The sequence below is a fragment of the Streptomyces violaceoruber genome, from assembly GCF_033406955.1.
GTDB lineage: Bacteria > Actinomycetota > Actinomycetes > Streptomycetales > Streptomycetaceae > Streptomyces > Streptomyces violaceoruber.
Genome location: NZ_CP137734.1, coordinates 4689779 through 4710505, shown reverse-complemented (window position 1 = coordinate 4710505; position 20727 = coordinate 4689779). Strand labels below are relative to the sequence as shown.

At 74.5% G+C, this 20727-nt stretch carries 17 protein-coding genes and 1 pseudogene; 8 read left to right on the top strand and 10 right to left on the bottom strand.

The annotated features are described in order from the left end of the window. Genes R2E43_RS21255 through R2E43_RS21245 form a run of 3 tightly spaced genes read right to left on the bottom strand, consistent with a single transcriptional unit; the run spans position 1 to position 4012 of the window. The gene (locus tag R2E43_RS21255) at positions 1-1743 is read right to left on the bottom strand and encodes an L-aspartate oxidase (protein WP_011028946.1); all 1743 of its coding nucleotides are present in this window, start codon (positions 1741-1743) and stop codon (positions 1-3) included. Next, positions 1740-2753, bottom strand: coding sequence for a pantoate--beta-alanine ligase (panC, locus tag R2E43_RS21250; RefSeq protein WP_003975450.1), 1014 nt, complete (start codon positions 2751-2753; stop codon positions 1740-1742). The genes R2E43_RS21255 and panC overlap by 4 nt, the downstream gene beginning before the upstream one ends. Then, complete coding sequence (locus tag R2E43_RS21245) at positions 2750-4012, bottom strand: DUF2520 domain-containing protein (RefSeq protein WP_106518719.1); 1263 nt, start codon at positions 4010-4012, stop codon at positions 2750-2752. Before R2E43_RS21245 ends, panC begins: the two co-directional genes overlap by 4 nt. Positions 4013-4212: 200 nt before the next feature. Here R2E43_RS21245 and R2E43_RS21240 point away from each other — a divergent pair, with 200 nt between their 5' ends. Then, positions 4213-5424: a threonine aldolase family protein gene (locus R2E43_RS21240; protein WP_332056476.1), complete on the top strand. Its 1212-nt coding sequence runs from the start codon at positions 4213-4215 to the stop codon at positions 5422-5424. Positions 5425-5430: 6 nt separating this feature from the next. Here R2E43_RS21240 and R2E43_RS21235 read toward each other — a convergent pair whose 3' ends face one another. Further along, positions 5431-5706 carry a hypothetical protein gene (locus tag R2E43_RS21235; RefSeq protein WP_332056475.1) on the bottom strand — a complete coding sequence of 92 codons (276 nt, stop codon included), beginning with the start codon at positions 5704-5706 and terminating at the stop codon, positions 5431-5433. A gap of 158 nt (positions 5707-5864) precedes the next feature. Between R2E43_RS21235 and R2E43_RS21230 the strand changes: the two genes are divergently transcribed. Beyond that, complete coding sequence (locus tag R2E43_RS21230) at positions 5865-6971, top strand: DUF5937 family protein (RefSeq protein ID WP_011028949.1); 1107 nt, start codon at positions 5865-5867, stop codon at positions 6969-6971. 44 nt (positions 6972-7015) lie between these two features. Here R2E43_RS21230 and R2E43_RS21225 read toward each other — a convergent pair. The 3 genes and pseudogenes from R2E43_RS21225 to R2E43_RS21215 form a co-directional block, all read right to left on the bottom strand. Further along, positions 7016-7665, bottom strand: a pseudogene (locus R2E43_RS21225) (ATP-binding protein). Positions 7666-7717: 52 nt separating this feature from the next. Further along, entirely contained in the window at positions 7718-8392 is a 675-nt protein-coding gene (locus R2E43_RS21220) for a response regulator (protein ID WP_003975444.1), read from the bottom strand. A gap of 65 nt (positions 8393-8457) precedes the next feature. Continuing rightward, complete coding sequence (locus R2E43_RS21215; protein WP_003975443.1) at positions 8458-9663, bottom strand: sensor histidine kinase; 1206 nt, start codon at positions 9661-9663, stop codon at positions 8458-8460. 118 nt (positions 9664-9781) lie between these two features. On the opposite strand from R2E43_RS21215, the gene R2E43_RS21210 reads away from it, so the two are divergent. After that, positions 9782-10870 (top strand): SAM-dependent methyltransferase, encoded by a 1089-nt coding sequence (locus R2E43_RS21210; RefSeq protein WP_030867741.1) that lies wholly within the window; start codon positions 9782-9784, stop codon positions 10868-10870. Here the strand turns inward: R2E43_RS21210 and R2E43_RS21205 are convergent. Beyond that, positions 10835-11986, bottom strand: a complete 1152-nt coding sequence (locus R2E43_RS21205; RefSeq protein WP_030867744.1) for an NADH-quinone oxidoreductase subunit D — start codon at positions 11984-11986, stop codon at positions 10835-10837. The two genes, R2E43_RS21210 and R2E43_RS21205, sit on opposite strands and share 36 nt — an antisense overlap. Before the next feature lie 31 nt (positions 11987-12017). Here R2E43_RS21205 and R2E43_RS21200 point away from each other — a divergent pair, with 31 nt between their 5' ends. Both R2E43_RS21200 and R2E43_RS21195 read left to right on the top strand, forming a co-directional pair. After that, positions 12018-12575, top strand: a complete 558-nt coding sequence (locus tag R2E43_RS21200; RefSeq protein ID WP_030867748.1) for a PH domain-containing protein — start codon at positions 12018-12020, stop codon at positions 12573-12575. Between the two features lie 383 nt (positions 12576-12958). Beyond that, positions 12959-14290, top strand: a complete 1332-nt coding sequence (locus tag R2E43_RS21195; protein ID WP_037667342.1) for a PH domain-containing protein — start codon at positions 12959-12961, stop codon at positions 14288-14290. A 29-nt stretch (positions 14291-14319) separates the two neighbouring features. Here the strand turns inward: R2E43_RS21195 and R2E43_RS21190 are convergent, their stop codons facing one another. Then, positions 14320-15594: a hypothetical protein gene (locus R2E43_RS21190; RefSeq protein WP_329431554.1), complete on the bottom strand. Its 1275-nt coding sequence runs from the start codon at positions 15592-15594 to the stop codon at positions 14320-14322. Positions 15595-15730: 136 nt separating this feature from the next. After that, positions 15731-16864 (bottom strand): alpha/beta hydrolase, encoded by a 1134-nt coding sequence (locus tag R2E43_RS21185; protein WP_003975437.1) that lies wholly within the window; start codon positions 16862-16864, stop codon positions 15731-15733. Positions 16865-17026: 162 nt separating this feature from the next. Between R2E43_RS21185 and R2E43_RS21180 the strand changes: the two genes are divergently transcribed. The 3 genes from R2E43_RS21180 (at position 17027) to R2E43_RS21170 (ending at position 20664) form a co-directional block, all read left to right on the top strand. Further along, entirely contained in the window at positions 17027-18832 is a 1806-nt protein-coding gene (locus tag R2E43_RS21180) for a phosphatidylglycerol lysyltransferase domain-containing protein (protein ID WP_003975436.1), read from the top strand. Positions 18833-19297: 465 nt separating this feature from the next. Continuing rightward, positions 19298-20164 carry a dihydropteroate synthase gene (folP, locus tag R2E43_RS21175; RefSeq protein WP_003975435.1) on the top strand — a complete coding sequence of 289 codons (867 nt, stop codon included), beginning with the start codon at positions 19298-19300 and terminating at the stop codon, positions 20162-20164. Further along, positions 20161-20664 carry a nuclear transport factor 2 family protein gene (locus R2E43_RS21170; RefSeq protein WP_003975434.1) on the top strand — a complete coding sequence of 168 codons (504 nt, stop codon included), beginning with the start codon at positions 20161-20163 and terminating at the stop codon, positions 20662-20664. Before folP ends, R2E43_RS21170 begins: the two co-directional genes overlap by 4 nt. Positions 20665-20727: the final 63 nt, after the last annotated feature.

Below are 20727 nucleotides of genomic sequence, written 5' to 3'. Positions count from 1 at the left end.
TCACTGCTCCTGGGGACGGTGCGTCGGCTGGGCGCCGTGGACGGTCGGGGGGAATTCTGGCGTGTCCGTGGTGTGCACGGCGAGCGTGCGATCGGGGTTCAGCCGTACGACGACGTGGCGGCGCCACGTGGTGTCGTCGCGGTCCGCGTGGTCCTCGCGCCAGTGGCAGCCGCGGGTCTCCTCGCGCCGTGCCGCCGCGGCGACCAGGACGCGGGCCACGCACAGGAGGTTGGTGGCCTCCCAGGTGTCGACACCGGGTTCGGAGGTCTTGCCGTGCTCGTGCAGGGCCTCGCGGGCCTCGGCGTGGAGGCCGTGCAGCCGGTCGGCCGCGCGCGCGAGGGAGTCCGCCGAGCGCAGGACCCCGGCGCCCTCCGTCATGATCCGCTGGATGGTGAGGCGCGCCTCGGGAGGGAGGAGGGGGTGTCGCGGGTGTTGCGAGTGGTCCGGGTGCGGGAGGGGGGCCGGTACGCGCGCGTGCAGGGTGCCGGCCGTGTGGGCGGCCGCTATGTCGGCCGCGATGCGTTCGGCGTAGACCAGGCCCTCGAGGAGGGAGTTGGAGGCCAGGCGGTTGGCGCCGTGCACGCCCGTGCAGGCGACCTCTCCGCAGGCGTACAGGCCGGGGACCGTCGTACGGCCGTGGGCGTCGGTGCGGACGCCGCCCGAGGCGTAGTGGGCGGCCGGGGCGACCGGGACCGGTTCGGTGACCGGGTCGATGCCGTGGGCGCGGCAGGCGGCCAGGATCGTGGGGAAGCGGTGCTCCCACATCGTCCTGCCGAAGTGGCGGGCGTCCAGGTACATGTGGTCGGCGCCGTGCTCCTGCATGCGGCGCGTGATGGCCTTCGCGACGATGTCCCGCGGGGCCAGTTCCGCCAGTTCGTGCCGGCCCTGCATGAAGCGCACGCCGTCCGCGTCGACCAGGTGGGCGCCCTCGCCGCGTACCGCCTCGGAGACCAGGGGCTGCTGGCCCTCGGCGTCCGAGCCCAGGAAGAGGACGGTGGGGTGGAACTGGACGAACTCGAGATCGCTCACCTCGGCGCCGGCGCGCAGGGCGAGGGCCACTCCGTCGCCCGTGGAGACGGAGGGGTTCGTCGTCGCCGAGAAGACCTGGCCCATGCCGCCGGTGGCGAGGACGACCGCGGGGGCGTGGACCGCCCCGACACCGTCGTGCTGGCCCTCGCCCATGACGTGCAGGGTGACGCCCGCGGTACGGCCCTCGGCGTCCGTGAGGAGGTCCAGGACGAGGGCGTTCTCCACCGTGCGCAGCCCTCGCGCGCGTACCGCCTCGACCAGGGCGCGGGAGATCTCGGCGCCCGTGGCGTCGCCGCCCGCGTGGGCGATGCGGCGGCGGTGGTGGCCGCCCTCCCGGGTGAGGGCCAGGCCGCCCTCGGTGGACTCGTCGAAGTGCGCGCCGGTCGCGATGAGCCGGCGTACGGCGTCGGGGCCCTCGGTGACCAGGATGCGGACCGCATCCTGGTCGCACAGGCCGGCGCCGGCGACCAGGGTGTCGTCCAGGTGCTGCTCGGGGGTGTCGCCCTCGCCGAGGGCCGCGGCGACGCCGCCCTGGGCCCAGCGGGTGGAGCCGTCGTCCAGGCGGGCCTTGGTGACGACGACGGTCCGCAGACCGGCGGACTCGCAGCGCAGGGCCGCGGTGAGGCCCGCGACGCCGGAGCCGACGACCACCACGTCCGCGGCGATGGCCCAGCCGGGCGCGGGGGCGTGCAGTCGTATGCCTGTGCTGGTCACGAGGCGGCTCCGAGGGGTCCGAAGGTGAGGTGGACGTTGTCGATCAGGCGGGTCGCGCCGACCCGGGCGGCGACGGCGAGGACGGCCTCGCCGGTGTGGTCGTCGCCGATCTCGGTGAAGTCGGACGGGTCGACCAGGGCGAGGTAGTCCAGCTCCAGGGGCGGGGTGGCGCGGGCGGCGTCGTCCAGCACCAGGCGGGCGGCGTCCCGGACGGCCGTGGCGCTGCCGGGGGCGGAGGTGGCGACGGCGTGGGCGTCGGCCGCCGCGCGGGACTCGCCCAGGGCGCTGAGCGCCTCGGCGCGGGCCTGGGTGGCGGGCACCTCGCGGGCCCTCGCGCACAGCGCCTCCTGCGCGGCGTGCCGGTCCAGCCCCGCGAAGAGGGCCTGCGAGAGCGCGAGGGCGGTGCGGCGTTCCGCCGTCGAGAGGTAGCGGTTGCGGCTGGACAGGGCGAGGCCGTCCTCCTCGCGCACGGTGGGGACGCCGACGATCTCCACGCCGAAGTTCAGGTCGCGGACCATGCGGCGGATCAGCGCGAGCTGCTGGGCGTCCTTCTGGCCGTAGAGGGCGAGGTCGGGGCGGGTGAGGTGGAGCAGCTTGGCGACGACGGTGAGCATGCCGTCGAAGTGGCCGGGGCGTGAGGCGCCCTCCAGGCGTCCGCCCATCGGGCCCGCGGTGACGCGCACCTGGGGTTCGCCGCCCGGGTAGACCTCGTCGACGGCGGGGGCGAAGACGGCGTCGGCGCCCGCCCGTCCGGCGATCTCCAGGTCGGCGTCCAGGGTGCGCGGATAGCGGTCGAGGTCCTCGCCGGCGCCGAACTGGAGCGGGTTCACGAAGACCGTGACGACGACCTCGCCGTCCGGTCCGGCGATGTCGCGCGCCGTGCGGATCAGGGTGGCGTGGCCCTCGTGCAGGGCGCCCATGGTCATCACCACGGCGCGGCGACCGCGCCGCACACGCGCGTGCAGCTCGCCGGCGGTGCGCAGGAGGACGGGAGGGGTGGGGGTCGTCATCGCGCGCCTCCGTCGTCGGTGCCGGTGGGACCGGTCGGGCCGGCCGGGCGTTCAGGTCCGGTGGGGCCGTCGGGGCCGTCGGGGTCCGGGGTGCCTTCCGGGGCGGGGGCGCCCTCGGAGCCCGCGTCGGCGTCGGCGTCGGGTGTGCGTTTCCGGCGGTGGGGTCCGTCCTTGGCCGGGCCGTCCGTGGCCGCGCCTCGCGCGGCGTCGGTGGGGCCGTCGGGGCCGGTGCTGCCGTCAGGGGCCGGGACGTCCTCCGGGCCAGGGGCGCCCTCGGGGTCGGTCCTGGCATCGGGGGTGCGGTCCGGGCCGGCGGGGGCGTCCGCGGCCGGGGCTCCGGTGGGGCTCGTGCCTGGGGCGTTCTCGGCGAGTACGCCGAGCAGGTCCTCGGCGAGTTCGGGCTTCAGCAGGCCGTGGTCCAGGGCGCGGTCGGCGGTCGCGCGGGCCATCGCCAGGTAGCCGGCGACTGCCTGGGGGGCGTGTTCGCGCAGCTCCACGATGTGCGCGGCGACCGTGCCCGCGTCGCCGCGCGCGACGGGGCCGGTGAGGGCCGCGTCGCCGGAGCGCAGCGCGTTGTCGAGGGAGGCGCCGAGCAGCGGGCCGAGCATCCGGTCGGGGGCCGTCACGCCGGCCGTGCGCAGCAGCTCCATGGACTGGGCGACGAGGGTGATCAGGTGGTTGGAGCCCAGCGCCAGCGCCGCGTGGTACAGCGGGCGCCGGTCCTCGGCGATCCACTCCGGCTCGCCGCCCATCTCGATGACCAGGGCCTCGGCGGCCAGCCGCAGCTCCTCGGGCGCGGTGACGCCGAAGGAGCAGCCCGCCAGGCGCTGGACGTCCACCGGGGTGCCGGTGAAGGTCATCGCCGGGTGCAGGGCCAGCGGCAGGGCACCGGCGCGCAGCGCGGGGTCCAGGACCCTGGCTCCGTACCGCCCGGAGGTGTGCACCAGCAGCTGGCCCGGACGCACCGCCCCCGTCTCGGCGAGCCCGGTCACCAGGCCGGGCAGGGCGTCGTCGGGGACGGTCAGCAGGACCAGCTCGGCGTGCTGGAGGACCTCCGCGGGCGTCATGAGCGGCACGTCGGGGAGGAGGGCGGCGGCACGCCTTCTGGAGGCGTCGGAGACCCCGGAGACGGCCACCGGGCGGTGCCCGGCGAGCTGGAGGGACGCGGCCAGCGCGGGGCCCACCCGTCCGGCGCCGACGACGCCTACGGTGAGCCGCGCGGGGCGGTCCTTGGGGTCTGCCTGTGGGGTTGTGTTCACGCGACGGCGGCCTTCCCGTTCCAGTCCGCTCGGGGTACCGGACGATTTCTCGTCATGTTAACGCGATCGGTCCGGGCGGCGTCCCGTTGTCCACAGGCTGTGGGTTTCCGTGCGGCGCCGGAGCACACACCACGCGCGCGTGTCGGAACGTGTGCGGAAACCGGGTGCCCGGCGCACGGTCCGCGCGACATGATCCCTGCATGAGCGACACGGCAGAACAGGAAGAGCGGGCGGCACCGGCCGGACCGGAAGCGCCGCCGGCCCAGGACGAGCCGGCGGAGCAGCGCGACGGGCGCAGCCGGGAGCGGCGCGTGGCCGCCCTCCGCGGCGCGCGGCGCGTACTCGCCCGCCCCGGCTTCGTCACGACCCTGCGCGAGCGCATCGCCCTGCTCGACGGGGCCGAGGAGCTGTACGACCTCGACGACACCTCCGACATGTACGGCAACGGCGTCGTCGAGGCCCTGGAGGAGAGGACCGCCGCCCTGCTCGGCACGGAGGCCGCCGCCTTCTTCCCGACCGGGACCATGGCCCAGCAGGTGGCCCTGCGCTGCTGGGCGGGCCGCACCGGCAACCCGGTCGTCGCCCTGCACGGTCTCGGCCATCCCGAGCAGCACGAGCGCAACGCCTTCAGCCGGGTCGGCGGCCTGCACCCGGTACGGCTGACCGACGCGCCCAGGCCGCCGACCGCCGACGAGGTGCGCGGCTTCGAGGAGCCGTTCGGGGCGCTGATGCTGGAACTGCCGCTCAGGGAGGCCGGATACCTGCTGCCCACCTGGGAGGAGCTCACCGAGGTCGTCGAGGCCGCCCGGGAGCGCGACGCGGTGGTCCATTTCGACGGGGCCCGGCTGTGGGAGTGCACCGTCCACTTCGGCCGCCCCCTGGCCGAGATCGCGGGCCTGGCGGACAGCGTGTACGTCTCGTTCTACAAGTCCCTCAAGGGCTACGGCGGCGGCGCCCTGGCCGGTCCCCGGACGCTGGTCGAGGAGGCGAAGGCCTGGCGGCACCGGTACGGCGGCCAGGTGTTCCAGCAGTTCCCCACGGCGCTGTCCGCCCTGGCAGGCCTGGAGCGCGAGCTGCCCCGACTGCCCTCGTACGTGGCCCACGCGCGCGTGGTGGCGGCCGCGCTGCGCGCGTCACTCGCGGCGGCGGGACTGCCGTGGGCGCGGGTACACCCCGCGGTGCCGCACACGCACGAGTTCCAGGTCTGGCTGCCCTGCGACCCCGACGCGGCGAGTGAGGCCGCGCTCCGGCAGGCCGAGGAGACCGGGACGATGCTGTTCTCCCAGCCCTGGGACGCGGGCGGCCCCGGGATCGCCCTCACCGAGGTCTCGGTGGGCGAGTCGGGACTGGAGTGGACGGCCGACGACGTGCGGGCGGCGGTCGCCGACTTCGCCGCCCGGCTGACGGCGTGACGGCCGTCAGCGGGACCCCGCCTCCCGCTGACGGCCGGACCGGCCGGCCGGGAGCCACCCGGCCGGCCGGCCCAGGGCGCGCGGCCACCGGGACCACCACCGGCGCAGGGCCCGCCGTACCCGGCCCCGCGCGGGACGGCCGGCGAGCACGGCCTGGAACCGGCGGCGGTCGTGCCACTCGCGGACGACCCGCCGGTCGTGGGTGCCGGGCGCGGGCGGCCCGGGTTCACCGAGCTGCCGGGCCCGGTAGGTGTCGAGGAGGTACTGCTGCGTGATGCTCATGGCGGATCGCCCTCTCAGGGAGACGTAGCGGTGGGTACGGGCTCCGCGGCTGCCCCGGTGACCCCAGACTGCGCCGGTCCCCGTCCCGCGGTCGCGTCGATTGACGGCGGCGGTCAATCGGCGGCGGCGTTGTCGGTGGCGGCGTGCACCATGGGGGCATGAGCGTGCGCATCGACATCACGGGGCTGCGGCCGGAGCGGGTCGCCGTCGTGCCCTCTCCGCTGGCCGAGCTGGGTATGGCGCTGCACGCGCTGTCCGAGCCGGGGCACCACCCCGGGCTCCAGGGCTGGGTGACGGGCGTGACCGCCCGGCTCGACTCGCACCTGGCGGACCGGATGTGCGAGGCCGACTTCCTGTGGCGGACGACCTTCTCGGACCTGTTCATGCCGTTCGCCGGGGTGCCGGGCCGCAGCACCCTGCCCGGCGCCACCCTCGCCGACGACCTGGACCTGCTCGACAAGCTGTCCGACGAGCAGTTCGTCGACGCGGCCCTGGAGTTCACCTGCGCGCTGCCGTACAGCACCGGCGGGGTCTCGGCGCTCGACGACGCCGAGGTGCGCCGGCGCGCGCTGGACCTGGCCGCCGCGCGGGGACCGCAGCAGCTGCGCTTCAGCGAGCGGCTGCTGGCCGATCCGCCGCGGATCCGGGACTGGCTGCGGCAGTTCGCCCGGGACTGCGACGAGGCGTTCTTCGCCGAGGCCTGGTCCCGGCTGCGCCACCAGCTCGCGGCCGACGCCCGCCGCAAGACGGACCTGCTGCGCCACAAGGGCCTCGCCGAGGCCCTGGCCGCCGTGTCCCCGGCGGTGACCCTGGACGAGGGCGCCGCCCGGATCACCGTCGACAAGCTGGGCGACGGCCGTTCCGCGACGGCGGACGGCGGCCTGCTGCTGGTCCCGACGAGCCTGGGCTGGCCGCACCTGATGGTCCTGCACCGGCACGACTGGCAGCCGGTGCTGCACTACCCGGTCGGCTCCCCCGAGCTGGCCTCACCGCCCTCGGTCGAGCAGCTCACGATGCGGATGACGGCGCTGTCCCACCCCGTCCGGATGCGGATCTGCCGGTACCTGGCCCGCAGCGCGTACACCACGGGCGAGCTGGCCCAGGTGCACGGCATGACGGCGCCCGAGATATCCCGGCACCTGGGTGTGCTGAAGAAGGCCGGACTGGTCACCACCCGCCGCCGCGGCCGGTACGTCCTGCACCAGCTGGACGTCACGGTGGTGGCCCGGCTGGGCAGCGACTTCCTGGAGGGGATACTGCGCTAGCGCCCCCGCCCCCGGCATCGCGAAGGGGGGGGCGGGACGGCCGGTCAGTCGACCCGGATGTGCCGGATCCCGACCCCCGCCTGCCGCATGCGGGTGCGCAGGGCGCCCTCGTTGTTCGGCTTCAGGGTGAGCCCCGCGAGGACGGCGATCCGGTCGGCGGTCTTCGGGACGGTCGTGTGGTCCGTCCACAGGTGCTCGGCGAACTCCGGCTCGGCCAGCCGCTCCAGGCAGTGGTCGAGCTGTCGCACGGCCCAGCTCTCCCGGCGCGGCCCGCTCCCCTGCCCCGCCTTCCCCGTCACGTACCGCAGGGCGTGCCCGGGCCCGCGCTCGCGCAGCCGCCGCAGGACGGTCTCGCGTGCGGCGAGGAGACTGAAGTGGTGGACGTCGTGGCCGAGTTCGCGCAGCCTGCCGACGGTCTCGGCGAAGTACCCGGGGTCGGTGACGGTCATGGGCGCGATCACCACGCCGTCGTGCCGGGTGAGGGCCAGGTCCAGCACCTCCACGACACCCTGCCGCCAGGAGACCAGGTCCTGGAAGTCCTCCCGCAGCTCGGGCGGCAGCATGCGGCGCAGCCCGAAGCCCGCGTGCTCCGGGTCGCAGACGACGCTGCCGGGGAGTCTGCGCCGTATCTCGTGCGCGGGCAGCGACTGGATGGATTGCCGCCCCCGAAGGGGCCGTTGATCCACAGGAGCATGCGCAGACCCTACCGACGAGCGGCCCGACGCGGAGCCCTCCGCACAGTCCCGTCAGCCCTGTCCGCCGCCGGCCCGCACCAGCCCGGTCTCGTAGGCGAGGACCACCACCTGCACCCGGTCGCGCAGGCCCAGCTTGGTCAGGATGCGGCCCACATGGGTCTTCACGGTCGCCTCGGACAGCACGAGCCGCGCCGCGATCTCGCCGTTGGACATGCCCTGCGCCACCAGCACCATCACCTCGCGCTCCCGCTCGGTGAGCCGCTGGAGCTCCTTCTGCCGGGGTTCCTGCCCGGTGGCGGGCAGCATCGGCGCGAACCGGTCCAGGAGCCGCCGGGTGGTGGAGGGGGCCACCACCGCGTCGCCGCTGTGCACGGAGCGGATCGCGGCGAGCAGCTCGCCGGGCGGCACGTCCTTGAGCATGAAGCCGGAGGCCCCCGCCTTCAGCGCCGAGAACGCGTACTCGTCGAGGTCGAAGGTGGTCAGGATCAGCACCTTCGGCGCGTTCGGGTCCACGCAGATCCGGCTGGTGGTCTCCACGCCGTCGAGCTTGGGCATGCGGACGTCCATCAGGACGACGTCCACGGCGGTCGAGCGCAGCACCTGGAGCGCCTCGACGCCGTCGCCCGCCTCCGCGACGACCTCCATGTCCGGCTGGGCCGCCAGCACCATCCGGAACCCGGTGCGCAGCAGCACCTGGTCGTCGACGAGCATCACGCGGATCGCCATCGGGGCCTCTTCTTCCTTCTCTTCCTTACAGGTGTCAATGCGGTACGTGCGTGAGGGCGCGGTGGTCAGGGCGCGGGTTTCAGCGGCAGCAGCGCACTGATGCGGAATCCTCCGCCCGGACGCGGGCCCGCGTCCAGGGTTCCGCCGACCATGCCGATCCGCTCGCGCATGCCGATCAGCCCGTGGCCCTGGCCGTCGAAGCCGCCCTCCTCGTACAGCTCGTGCGGGGCGCCCTTGCCGTCGTCCTCGATGAGCAGCCCGAGCCCGTCGTCGAAGTAGACCAGGCGCACGCTCGCGCCCGCGTTCTCGCCGCCGTGCTTGCGCGTGTTGGTCAGCGCCTCCTGCACGATGCGGTACGCGGTCAGCTCCACGCCGCTGGGCAGTTGCCGGGGGGTGCCCTCGATCTTGAAGTCGACCGGCAGCCCGGAGGTGCGGCACTGCTCGACGAGGTCCTCGATCTGCTCGACGTCGGGCTGCGGCACGTACTCCCCGGCCTCCTTGTGCTCGCCGGTGCGCAGCACGCCCAGCAGGCGGCGCATCTCCGCGAGCGCCTGCCGGCCGGTGGAGGAGATGGTCTCCAGGGCCTTCTTCGCCTGGTCGGGCGCCGCGTCCAGGACGTAGGCGGCGCCGTCGGCCTGCACCACCATGACGGAGACGTTGTGCGCGACGACGTCGTGCAGCTCGCGCGCGATCCGGGCGCGCTCGGCGGCGACCGCGACCTTGGCCTGTGCCTCGCGCTCCTTCTCCAGCCGGGTCGCGCGCTCCTCCAGCTGCGCGAAGTAGGCGCGCCGGGTGCGGATGGAGTCGCCGAGCACCCAGGCGAGGGCGAAGGGGACCGCCTGGAAGACCGTCACGGCGATGGTGGTGCCCATGCCCAGCTCGCTGTCGGACCAGCGCAGCTGAGCCAGGGGCGCCGCGCACAGGCCGGTGGCCAGCGCGGTCCGCGAGGCCCAGCGGGCGCCGGTCGCGGCCACGGTGTAGATGATCACCAGGAAGGCGAAGTCGGCGGGCATCGTCGAGACGTCGAAGGCCAACTGCCCCAGGCCGAGCACGACGGCGAGCAGCAGCATCCGCTCCGGCGCCCGCTGGCGCAGCGCGATCACCACGCTGAGCAGCACCACGAAGGGGACGATCAGCGCCACGTTGTCCGTCCCGTCCGCCCTGGTCCCCGGGGTCGCCGCGGAGACCAGGGAGACTCCGAGCACGACGAAGGCCCAGAACGAGTCGACACCGGTCGGGTGTCGGCGGAGGAAGTCGTAGAGGCGCTGCACGTAACCCAGCGTAGGGAAGCGGAATAGGTGCAGGGGTCAACCGGAGGGCCGATCCGCATCGCCCGCGCATACTCCGCAAGGTGGAGGGACCGCTCTCCTGTACCCCTAGCCTGGGCTTGTGACACCAGGAACGGCAGGGTTCAGAGGGGCTCCCGAGGCGCACGGGACATGGCGGGGCTGGCGGGAGGCCACGCAGGAGGCGCTCTACGGACCGGAGGGCTTCTACCGCGCGGGACCCGAGGGCCCGGCCGGGCACTTCCGTACGTCCGTGCACGCGTCGCCGCTGTTCGCGGGGGCCGTGGCGCGACTGCTGTGCCGGGTCGACGAGGCGTTGGGCCGGCCCGCGGTGCTGGACTTCGTGGACATGGCGGCCGGCCGGGGCGAGCTGGTCGCCGGGGTGCTGGCGGCCCTGCCCGCCGACGTGGTCGCCCGCACGCGCGCGTACGCCGTCGAGGTCGCCGCCCGCCCGGAAGGGCTCGACCGGCGGGTCCAGTGGCTCGCCCGGCCGCCGGACGGCGTCACGGGGCTGCTCTTCGCCAACGAGTGGCTGGACAACGTGCCGGTGGACGTGGCGGAGGTGGACGCCGAGGGCGTGGCTCGGCGGGTGCTCGTACGGGGCGACGGGGCCGAGCGGCTCGGCGAGCCGGTGGCCGGGGCGGAGGCCGAGTGGCTGGCCCGGTGGTGGCCGATGCCCGCCGAGGAGGGGCGGCGCGCGGAGATCGGGCTCCCCCGCGACGAGGCCTGGGCGTCGGCCGTGGCGGCGCTGGACGCCGGGCTGACGGTGGCCGCCGACTACGCACACAGCGCGTCCGCCCGCCCGCCGTTCGGGACGCTCACGGGCTTCCGCGAGGGGCGGGAGACGGAGCCGGTGCCGGACGGGTCGTGCGACATCACCGCACACGTGGCACTGGACGCGTGCGCGGCCGCCCACACCGCGAGGTGCACTCCGGAGTACGCGCCCCCGAATGCGCTCACACGCCCCCAGCGCGAGATCCTGCGCGCGCTCGGTGTCACCGGCGCACGCCCCCCGCTCGCGCTGGCCTCCACCGACCCGGCGGCGTACGTGCGCGCCCTCGCGAGCGCCTCCCAGGGCGCCGAGCTGACCGCGCGCGGCGGCCTGGGCGATTTCCGGTGGCTGCTCCAGCCGGTGGGGCCGGTCGACGCCGAGGCGCTACTTGTCGATGTCGCCGACCACGAAGAACAGTGACCCCAGGATCGCCACCATGTCCGCGACCAGCGTCCCGGGCAGCAGCTCGGCGAGCGCCTGGATGTTGTTGTACGACGCCGAGCGCAGCTTCAGCCGGTACGGGGTCTTCTCGCCCTTGCTGACCAGGTAGTACCCGTTGATGCCGAGCGGGTTCTCGGTCCAGGCGTAGGTGTGGCCCTCGGGCGCCTTCAGCACCTTCGGGAGCCGCTGGTTCACCGGTCCCGGCGCCAGCTCCGCCAGGCGGTCCAGGCAGGCGTCGGCGAGGTCGAGGGCGTTGTGCGTCTGCGCCAGGAGGCACTCGAAGCGGGCCAGGCAGTCCCCGTCGGTCCGGGTGACGACCTTCAGCGTGTCCTGGAGTTCCCCGTAGGCGAGGTACGGCTCGTCGCGACGCAGGTCGAAGTCGACGCCGGAGGCGCGCGCGATGGGCCCACTGACGCCGTAGGCGTGCACGGCCTCGGCGGACAGGGCGCCCACGCCCCGCGTACGCCCCCGGAAGATCTCGTTGCCGAGCACCAGGTCGTCGAAGACGTCCATGCGCGAGCGGACGGCGGCGACGGCGCCACGCGCGCGTGTGGTCCAGCCCGCCGGGAGGTCCTCCTTGAGACCGCCGACGCGGTTGAACATGTAGTGCATGCGCCCGCCGGAGACCTCCTCCATCACGTTCTGGAGGACCTCCCGCTCCCGGAAGGCGTAGAAGACCGGGGTGATGCCGCCCAGCTCCAGCGGATACGACCCGAGGAACATCAGGTGGTTCAGCACCCGGTTCAGCTCGGCGAGCAGCGTCCGCGTCCACACCGCGCGCGTGGGGACCTCCATGCCGAGCATCCGCTCGACGGCGAGGACGACGCCCAGCTCGTTGGAGAACGCCGACAGCCAGTCGTGGCGGTTGGCGAGCATGATGATCTGACGGTAGTCACGGGCCTCGAACAGCTTCTCCGCGCCGCGGTGCATGTAGCCGATCACCGGCTCCGCGCTCGTGATGCGCTCGCCGTCCAGAACCAGCTTGAGCCGCAGCACGCCGTGGGTGGACGGGTGCTGGGGCCCGATGTTGAGCACCATGTCGGTGCTCTCCGCGGCACCGCCGATTCCGACCGTGGTCTCCGTCGTAGGAGTCATGAACACAGTCTCCCCTACGTACGCTGGCCCCATGGAGACGGGGAGCCCGGACGACGCGGGCACGACGGGGACGGCACGAGCGGCCGGGCGGGCGGCTCCGGCGGGCCCGTCGGCCGCACCGCGGGACGAACCGGTGTGGACCGGCCTGCCGCCGGGGCTGCTGCATCTGCGCCGCCTGTTGCTGGTGGTGTGGCTGGGCCTGCTGACAGTCGCCGCCGTTGTGCTGCCCGCCCTGTTCCTCGACCCTCTCTGGGCCGCCCTGGCCCTCCTGCCGCTGGCCCTGACGGCCTGGGGCTGGGTGATGCTGGGGCGCAACTGGCGCTCCTGGAGGTACGCCGAGCGCGCCGACGACCTGCTGATCAGCCGGGGTGTGCTGTGGCGGGAGGAGACCGTCGTCCCGTACGGGCGCATGCAGCTGGTCGAGGTGACCTCCGGGCCCGTAGAGCGCCACTTCGGCCTGGCCAGCGTGCAGCTGCACACGGCCGCCGCCGCGACCGACGCGACCATCCCCGGCCTCGACCCGGCCGAGGCGGAACGCCTCCGCGACCGCCTCACCGAGCTGGGCGAGGCCCGATCGGCGGGCCTGTGACCGGGCCCGGGACCGGGAGGGGCGCACCCGAGGGCGGTACGGCCGGGCGCGCGGACGGTCCGGCGGAGTACCGGGGTGAGCCCGGCCCGACGGCCCTCGACCGAACCAGGAACGACCCCCCGCGGAAGCGGAGACTCGACCCCGCCGAGCCCTCGGACCACACCGCAGCCCCCGCACCCGAGACCCCCAACACCGCCGGGACCCCGGCGAACAGCGCGAGCGAACCCGGCCTGGCCGACCCCGACCGACACGAGGACAGCCCTCCGGGGACGGCGAGTCACGACGACACCGCCAAGCCCTCGGACCACGCCGCGGCCCCCGCGCCCGAAGCCACCGGCCCAGACCGCGACGGCCCCGGCACGGGCACGGGCACCGACGGAACACTGGCCAAGGGGGACGCCGCGAGCCGCGGCCAGGGCGGCGAGGTCGTGGAGCGGCGCCTGCACCCCGTCACGCCCCTGCGGCGGGCGTGGGCACCGGTCGCGGTGCTCGTCGGGTGGGCCGTGCACGATCCCGACCAGGCGCAGCGCCAGCTGACCCGGCTGACCACGACCCACCTGCTGATCGGCCTCGCCGTACTGATCCCGGCCGCCGCCCTGTACGGCTTCCTCACCTGGTGGTTCACCCACTACGCGGTGACGGACACCGAGCTGCGGATCCGCACCGGCCTGCTCTTCCGGCGCACCGCGCACATCCGCCTCGAACGCATCCAGGCGATCGACGTCACCCAGCCCCTGCTGGCCCGGGTCGCGGGGGTCGCCAAGCTCAAGCTCGACGTCATAGGAACCGGCAAGAAGGACGAGCTGGCCTTCCTCGGCGCCGACGAGGCGCGGGCGCTGCGGGCCGAGCTGCTCGCGCGCGCGGCGGGCTTCGCGCCCGAGACCGCGCACGAGGTCGGCGAGGCCCCCGCGCGGCAGCTGCTGCGGGTGCCTCCCGGCGTCCTCGCCGTCTCCCTCCTGCTGACCGGCGCGACCTGGGGCACCCTGCTCGCCGCCGCCGTCGTACCGACGCTGCTGTGGCTGGCCACCCACAACCTGTGGACGGTGCTGGCGACCGCCCTGCCACTGGTGGGCGCCGCGGGCGCGAGCAGCGCCGGCCGGTTCGTCGGGGAGTACGACTGGACGGTGGCCGAGTCCCCGGACGGGCTCCGCATCGACCACGGCCTGCTCGACCGCGCCCACGAGACGGTGCCGCCGGGCCGGGTGCAGACCGTGCGCCTCGTGGAACCGCTGCTGTGGCGGCGCCGCCGCTGGGTACGGGTCGAGCTGGACGTGGCCGGGTCGTCCAACTCGGTCCTGCTGCCGGTCGCCCCCCGGGAGATCGCCGAGTCGGTCGTCGCGCGCGTACTGCCGGGGGTGAGCGTGCCGCCCGGACCGGAGCTGACGCGCCCGCCGCGCCGGGCCGCACGCTGCCGACCGCTGTGGTGGCGCGGCCACGGGCTCGCCGTCACCGACGCGGTCTTCGCCGCCCGGTACGGCCTGCTGCGCCGCAGCCTGGCGCTCGTGCCGCACGCCAAGGTCCAGAGCGTCCGCCTGACGCAGGGCCCCTGGCGGCGCGCCCTGCGGCTGGCCGACGTCCATGTGGACACGGGGGCGAACAAGACCGTGACCGCCCGCCTGCGCGACGCCGACGAGGCCGCGGAGCTGCTGCGGAGCCAGGCGGAACGGTCCAGGACCGGCCGCCGGGACGCCCCGCCGGACCGCTGGATGGCCTGAGGCCGAGCCCGCGGCCGGGGGACCGCGGGTCAGGAGACCGCGCTGCGCAGCCCCTGTACGTCGATCTGCTCGGTCTCGTCGTGAGCCGTCAGGTCGATCACCTGGCCCACGCCCCGGGACTCCTCGCCGGCCGGCTTGAAGGAGACCTCGGCCTCGGCCTTGTGCAGGGCGAGCGCCTCCTGGCCGACCACGTCGGCGAGGTCCTCGTTCTGGACGGTCTCCAGAGCGGCGTCGGACGCGCCCGCCGCGTTGTCGGCGGGCTTGGTGCCGAAGAAGTCGAAACCGCCCTCGACCACCGGACGCCGCGCCGGGGCCGCCGGTACGACGGCCACCGCGGTCGGCACGGTGAAGTGCCCGTCGGCCCGCCGGGTGGGCTGCGTGGACTGGGTGGGCTGCGCGGGCCGCTCGTCGGACGTCGTGGTCGGGGAGGCGGCGGCGGTGCGCTCATGGCCGTCGGCCGCCTCGGGCTGCCCCTGCGCCTCCTCCTCCGGCCCCGCCTCGGTCGCGGGCGCGCCCTCGCCGCCGCCGTCCCCGTCGTCGTCACCGCCGGAGCCGTCCGGGGCCTCGGAAGCCGCAGCCCGGTCGCCACCGTCCGGGTCGGCGGGCGCGTCGCCGCCGAAGCGGGCCAGGGCCGCGTTGGCGCGCAGGAACAGCCGGGAACCCTCGGGTGAGAAGACCGCGGGAACGGAGCCCTCCTCGGCCGCCGCGTCCCCCTCGCCGGACACCCCCTCGGCCGCACCATCCACGCCGGGCGTTTCCTCCCCCCGCGCCTCCTGCTCCCGCGCCTCCTGCACCGGCGTCTCCGCTGCCGGGGCGGTGCGGGCCGCCGGCAGCGCGGGTGCCTGCGGCACGGCCTCTATCTCCAGCAGCCGGCGGCCCTCCAGCGCGCTGGCGCGCTCGGTCTCCGCCGTGGCGTAGCGCCGCAGCAGCGAGGCGTGCTCGTTGCGCAGCCCCGCCAGCTCGGTGCGCTTGGCCCGCAGCCGGTGCTCCAGCTTCTGCCGCAGCTCGCGCGACTCCTCCAGGTCGGACTCCAGTTCGGCGACCCGTTCCTCGAAGCGCCACTCGTCGCTCGCACGCGCGCGGGTGAGGTCGGCGACCTGCCGGCCCGCCTGCGCGTCCCAGTGCCGCATGACGACCGCGCCGACCACGGCCGTCACCGCGGCGGCCGCGGCCAGCACACGAAGGATCATGGCCTCGCTGAACAACCATGGTCCGAGGGCGCAGACGACCGAAACGCCTGCGATCGCCGACGGAGGAAGCAGCCTGTGCAGAGGCGGGGAATGGCGGTGACGTCCACGTGGCATGGCCAGAAACTTACCGCGCGTAGGCGAATCTTGGCGCCCCGCCCCGTAAAAACACGGCCATCTCCGACGTGTTCACAGGGAACGGGGAATCCACATCGCCGACGACGGACGAATTACCCCCGGATTCCAAGATCATTCAAGCGTCCCGCCCGCCATCCAGCCGCTCATCGAGCCACCGCAGGGTCGCGGGAATCTCCCGCCGCCAGGTATTGAAGTTGTGCCCGCCGCTTTCCAGGATGATCGACGAGATCCGGGTCGGCCTCTTGCCCTTCACCAGATCAATGAACTTCAGCGTGTCCTTGTAGTTCGTCTCGCCGGTTCTGCTGCTGGTGACGAGCAGCGAAGTGTCGGGCGCGGGCGCGTTCTTGAGACACCACCACAGACTGGCCCGCTTCTCGAGCCCTTCGTCCCCCTGGAAGAGATCACCCGTGGTGGGGTCGTTCGGCGCGTCGTAGTACGGCGACAGCCCGGCCCCGGCGGCGTACACCTCCGGATGGTGCGCGGCGAGTTTCAGGGCGCAGTAGCCGCCGGTCGAGTTGCCGACGACGCCCCAGCTCCGCGGCCCCTTGGCCACCCGGTAGTGGGTACTGACCGCCTGGGGCAGGTCCTTCGCGAAGAACGTCTCCGTCTGCGGCCCGCCCGGTACGTCCACGCACTCCGTGTCGCGCGGCGGCGCCACCGTGGGCCGCAGCATCACCAGGATCATCGGCCGCATCCGACCGGCCTTCGCCAGCTCCAGTGCCGTACGCGGGTAGTGGAGTTTCTCCACCAGCGCTTCCGCCGTCCCCGGATAACCGGTCAGGACGACGGCCGCGGGAAACGTACGGCCACGGTGCCGCGTCTGAAAGTACTCCGGCGGCAAATACACATACGCCGGTGACGCGATCCGGGACGTACGCCCGACGACCCGTATCTCCTCCACTCGCCCCGAGACGTCCGGCCGCGCCCCGCCCGCCGGCGCCACCCGCCGGTCCCCGACGACCCGCAGCGGCCCGCCGCCCGCACCGGCCGAGTGGTCCACGACCACGCCCTGCCCGTCCTCCCGGCCGAACAGGTCGGCCCAACTGCCGTAGAACCCGAAGGACTGATTGGCGACCAGTCCCACCGCGGCGAAGACCGCCACCTGGGTGGCGAGCAGCAGACCGGCCCTCCCCAGAACGGCCCGCACACTCCGCCCGGCCAGCCGCGGCCACCACCACACCGTCCCGGCGAACAGCAGCACGCCGGCCACCACCGCCAGCGCCAGCACCTTGTTGCTCGTGAGACCCATGCCTTGCTACCCGCCCGCGCTATCCGTTGATCAGGGGAGTGAACCTCTCCCTCCGAGACACCGTCCTAGAGGGCGCAATGTCGCCGGATGCCCGGAACGGGCCCGGGATCCACGATCTCTCGCAGAACCACAGGTGCGATGTCTGTCAGGACAGATGAGGAAATGTCGGGCGAGGTTCCGACGAGGCCCACCCGCATACGCCGCGCACTGCGCGGCCCCCGCCCGGACCGGATCCCCCTCCTCGTCGGCCGCGCCTGCGTGCTCGTCGGCCTGCTGGACATCGCGGCCGGCTCCTTCCCGCGCTTCCGCCACAGCCGGATGCACGCACTCGCCGAGGTCCTGCCCGGCGCCTTCGGCCCCTTCGCCGCCGCCCTCTCGCTCAGCGCGGGCGTCCTGCTCCTCCTGCTGGCCCACGGCCTCAAGCGCCGCAAACGCCGGGCCTGGCGGGCGGCGGCGGCCCTGCTCCCGCTGGGCGCCGTCGCGCAGTTCACGTACCGCCACTCCCTCCTCGGCGTACTGATCTCCGTGGCCCTGCTGTTCCCCCTCCTGCGCCACCGCGACGAGTTCGCCGCCCTCCCCGACCCCCGCAGCCGCTGGCGGGCACTGGCCAACTTCGTCCTCATGAGCGCCGGTTCCGTCCTGCTCGGCCTGCTCGTCGTCAACGCCCACCCGCACCGCATGCTCGGCGACCCCAGCCTGGCCGACCGCATCACCCACGTCCTCTACGGCCTGTTCGGCGTCGAGGGCCCGGTGGACTACCGCGGCAACACCTCCTGGACGGTCGCGTTCTCCCTCGGCGCCCTCGGCCTCCTGACCGCCGTCACCACGATCTACCTGGCCTTCCGCCCCGAACACCCCGCGGCCCGCCTCACCGAGGACGACGAGTCCCGCCTGCGCGCCCTCCTCGCCCGGCACGGCGGCCGCGACTCCCTCGGCCACTTCGCGCTGCGCCGCGACAAGGCGGTCGTCTTCTCCCCCAGCGGCAAGGCCGCCGTCACCTACCGGGTCGTCTCCGGCGTGATGCTGGCCAGCGGCGACCCGATCGGCGACGTCGAGGCCTGGCCGGGCGCCATCGAACGCTTCATGGACGAGGCCCGCGCCCACTCCTGGACCCCGGCCGTCATGGGCTGCTCGGAGACCGGCGGCGAGGTCTGGACCCGCGAGACGGGCCTCGACGCCCTCGAACTGGGCGACGAGGCGGTGGTGGACGTAGCGGATTTCTCCCTCGCCGGCCGCGCGATGCGCAACGTGCGCCAGATGGTCAAGCGCATCGAGCGCGCCGGTTACGAGACCCGGGTACGGCGCGTGGCTGACCTCTCCGACGCCGAACTGGACCGGGTGCGGCGCGCCGCCGACGCCTGGCGCGGCACGGACACCGAGCGCGGCTTCTCCATGGCCCTGGGCCGCGTCGGCGACCCGGCCGACGGCGACTGCCTGATAGCGACAGCCCACAAGCAGGACACGGAACCCGGCGAGTACGGCGACCTGAAGGCGGTCCTGCACTTCGTGCCGTGGGGCACGGACGGCGCGTCCCTGGACCTCATGCGGCGCGACCGCGCGGCCGACCCCGGCATGAACGAACTCCTGATCGTGGCCGCGCTCCAGGCCGCCCCGAAACTGGGCATCGCCCGGGTGTCCCTGAACTTCGCGATGTTCCGCGCGGCACTCGCACGGGGCGAGAAGATCGGCGCGGGCCCCGTCCTCCGCGCGTGGCGCGGCCTGCTGGTCTTCCTCTCCCGCTGGTTCCAGATCGAGTCCCTGTACAAGTTCAACGCGAAGTTCCGCCCGCGTTGGGAGCCGCGTTTCGTCGTCTACCGCCGCTCGGCCGACCTCCCGCGCATCGGCTTCGCCGCGATGCAGGCGGAGGGGTTCGTCACGATCCCCCTCCCCCGCTTCCTCCAGCGCCGGACGCCCTCGCGCCGCCCCTGCGCCCACGGCGTACCGGAGCGCGAGGCGCGGGCGGCGTGACGACGCCGGTCCGTTGCGGGGTGGATCGCGCGGCCCGGCGTTACCGGTGCCCCCGGGGTGGGTGCGGGCGCGAGGGGGACGCGGCCCGGCGTTGCGGGGTGCCGCTGCGCCCACCCGTGCCGCCCCAGCGGCACGACTGCCCGCAGCGGCGGCGGCCCGCAGCCGGGGCGGGGACGGGCGGTCAGCCGCGTACGGCGATGAGCGGGACGCGGAGCGTGGGCGGGGGAGAGCCGCGTACGGCGAGGAGGGGGCGTGTCGGGGGGTGTCCGCCCGCAGCGGTTGGCGCGTCAACGCCCCGAGCCTTTTCAAGTGACCGATTCCGCGCCGTTCCGAGGACGGACACCCCCCGGCGCGACCCCGACCCACCCACCGGACAAACAGCGCAACGCGCACCCCCACCGAACCCGCACAGGCCGCCGCAGGCACCCCGCGCACCCCCCACAGCCCACCGCCTACGCTGAACACATGAGCAAGCAGACCGGCCGCCGCCGACGCCATCTCGCGGGACTGACCGCATGGGACCGCTGCGCGGTCATGGGAGTCGTCAACGTAACCCCCGACTCCTTCTCCGACGGCGGCCGCTTCTTCGACACCACGGCGGCCATCAAACACGGCCTGGACCTGGTCGCCCAGGGCGCCGACCTCGTGGACGTCGGCGGCGAGTCCACCCGCCCCGGCGCCACCCGCGTCGACGAGGACGAGGAACTCAGGCGCGTCGTCCCGGTCGTGCGCGGCCTCGCCTCCGAGGGCGTGACGGTCTCCGTCGACACCATGCGCGCCTCCGTCGCCGGCCAGGCCCTCGCCGCCGGCGCCACCCTGGTCAACGACGTCAGCGGCGGCCTCGCCGACCCCCGGATGATCCCGGTCGTCGCCGACACGGGCGCCCCCTTCGTCGTCATGCACTGGCGCGGCCTCCTGAAGGACGGCAACGTCAAAGGCACCTACGCCGACGTCGTGACAGAGGTCGTCGACGAACTCCACGCACGCGTGGACGCCGTCCTCGACGGCGGCATCGCCCCCGACCGCGTGATCGTCGACCCCGGCCTCGGCTTCTCCAAGGACGCCGAGCACGACCTCGTCCTCCTCGCCCACCTCGACCGCCTCCTCACCCTCGGCCACCCCCTCCTCGTCGCCGCCTCCCGCAAACGCTTCCTCGGCCGCGTCCTCGCCGGCCCGGACGCCGCCCCGCCCCCCGCGCGCGAGCGCGACGCGGCCACCGCCGCGGTCTCCGCGCTCGCCGCGCAGGCCGGCGCGTGGGCGGTCCGCGTCCACGAGGTCCGCGCCACGGCCGACGCCGTCCGCGTCGCCCGCGCCGTCGAAGGAGCCCGGTGAACGCGCCGCACCTCGACGTAGAACAGGTCGAGGCCGCTAACACCGCCTTCTACGAGGCCCTGGAGGAGGGCGACTTCGAGAAGGTCTCCGAGTTCTGGCTCACCCCCTCCGACCTGGGCGTCGACGAGTCGTACCACGACCCGGCCGACGCCGGCGTGGTCTCCTGCGTCCACCCGGGCTGGCCGGTGCTCACCGGCCGCGGCGAGGTCCTGCGCTCCTACGCCCTGATCATGGCGAACACGGACTACATCCAGTTCTTCCTCACCGACGTGCACGTCTCCGTCACCGGCGACACGGCCCTGGTCACCTGCACCGAGAACATCCTCAGCGGCGGCCCCGCCCCCGACGGCGGCGAGGAGCTCGGCCCGCTCGTCGGCCAGCTCGTCGTCGCCACCAACACCTTCCGGCGCACACCGGCCGGCTGGAAGCTCTGGTCCCACCACGCCTCCCCCGTACTCGCGGAAACCGAGGACGAGGACGGCGAGGACACACCCCCCTGACCCGCCCGACGGCCACCGGCACCCGGGACAGGGACCCGGGGCCCGCCACCGGGGACCGGGGAC

Bases quoted from the DNA above. Each gene is read 5' to 3' on its own strand.
- panC (WP_003975450.1), bottom strand. From the start codon at position 2,753: ATGACGACCCCCACCCCTCCCGTCCTCCTGCGCACCGCCGGCGAGCTG.
- R2E43_RS21240 (WP_332056476.1), top strand. From the start codon at position 4,213: ATGAGCGACACGGCAGAACAGGAAGAGCGGGCGGCACCGGCCGGACCG.
- R2E43_RS21235 (WP_332056475.1), bottom strand. From the start codon at position 5,706: ATGAGCATCACGCAGCAGTACCTCCTCGACACCTACCGGGCCCGGCAG.
- R2E43_RS21230 (WP_011028949.1), top strand. From the start codon at position 5,865: ATGAGCGTGCGCATCGACATCACGGGGCTGCGGCCGGAGCGGGTCGCC.
- R2E43_RS21220 (WP_003975444.1), bottom strand. From the start codon at position 8,392: ATGGCGATCCGCGTGATGCTCGTCGACGACCAGGTGCTGCTGCGCACC.
- R2E43_RS21205 (WP_030867744.1), bottom strand. From the start codon at position 11,986: ATGACTCCTACGACGGAGACCACGGTCGGAATCGGCGGTGCCGCGGAG.
- R2E43_RS21200 (WP_030867748.1), top strand. From the start codon at position 12,018: ATGGAGACGGGGAGCCCGGACGACGCGGGCACGACGGGGACGGCACGA.
- R2E43_RS21190 (WP_329431554.1), bottom strand. From the start codon at position 15,594: ATGCCACGTGGACGTCACCGCCATTCCCCGCCTCTGCACAGGCTGCTT.
- R2E43_RS21185 (WP_003975437.1), bottom strand. From the start codon at position 16,864: ATGGGTCTCACGAGCAACAAGGTGCTGGCGCTGGCGGTGGTGGCCGGC.
- R2E43_RS21180 (WP_003975436.1), top strand. From the start codon at position 17,027: ATGTCGGGCGAGGTTCCGACGAGGCCCACCCGCATACGCCGCGCACTG.
- folP (WP_003975435.1), top strand. From the start codon at position 19,298: ATGAGCAAGCAGACCGGCCGCCGCCGACGCCATCTCGCGGGACTGACC.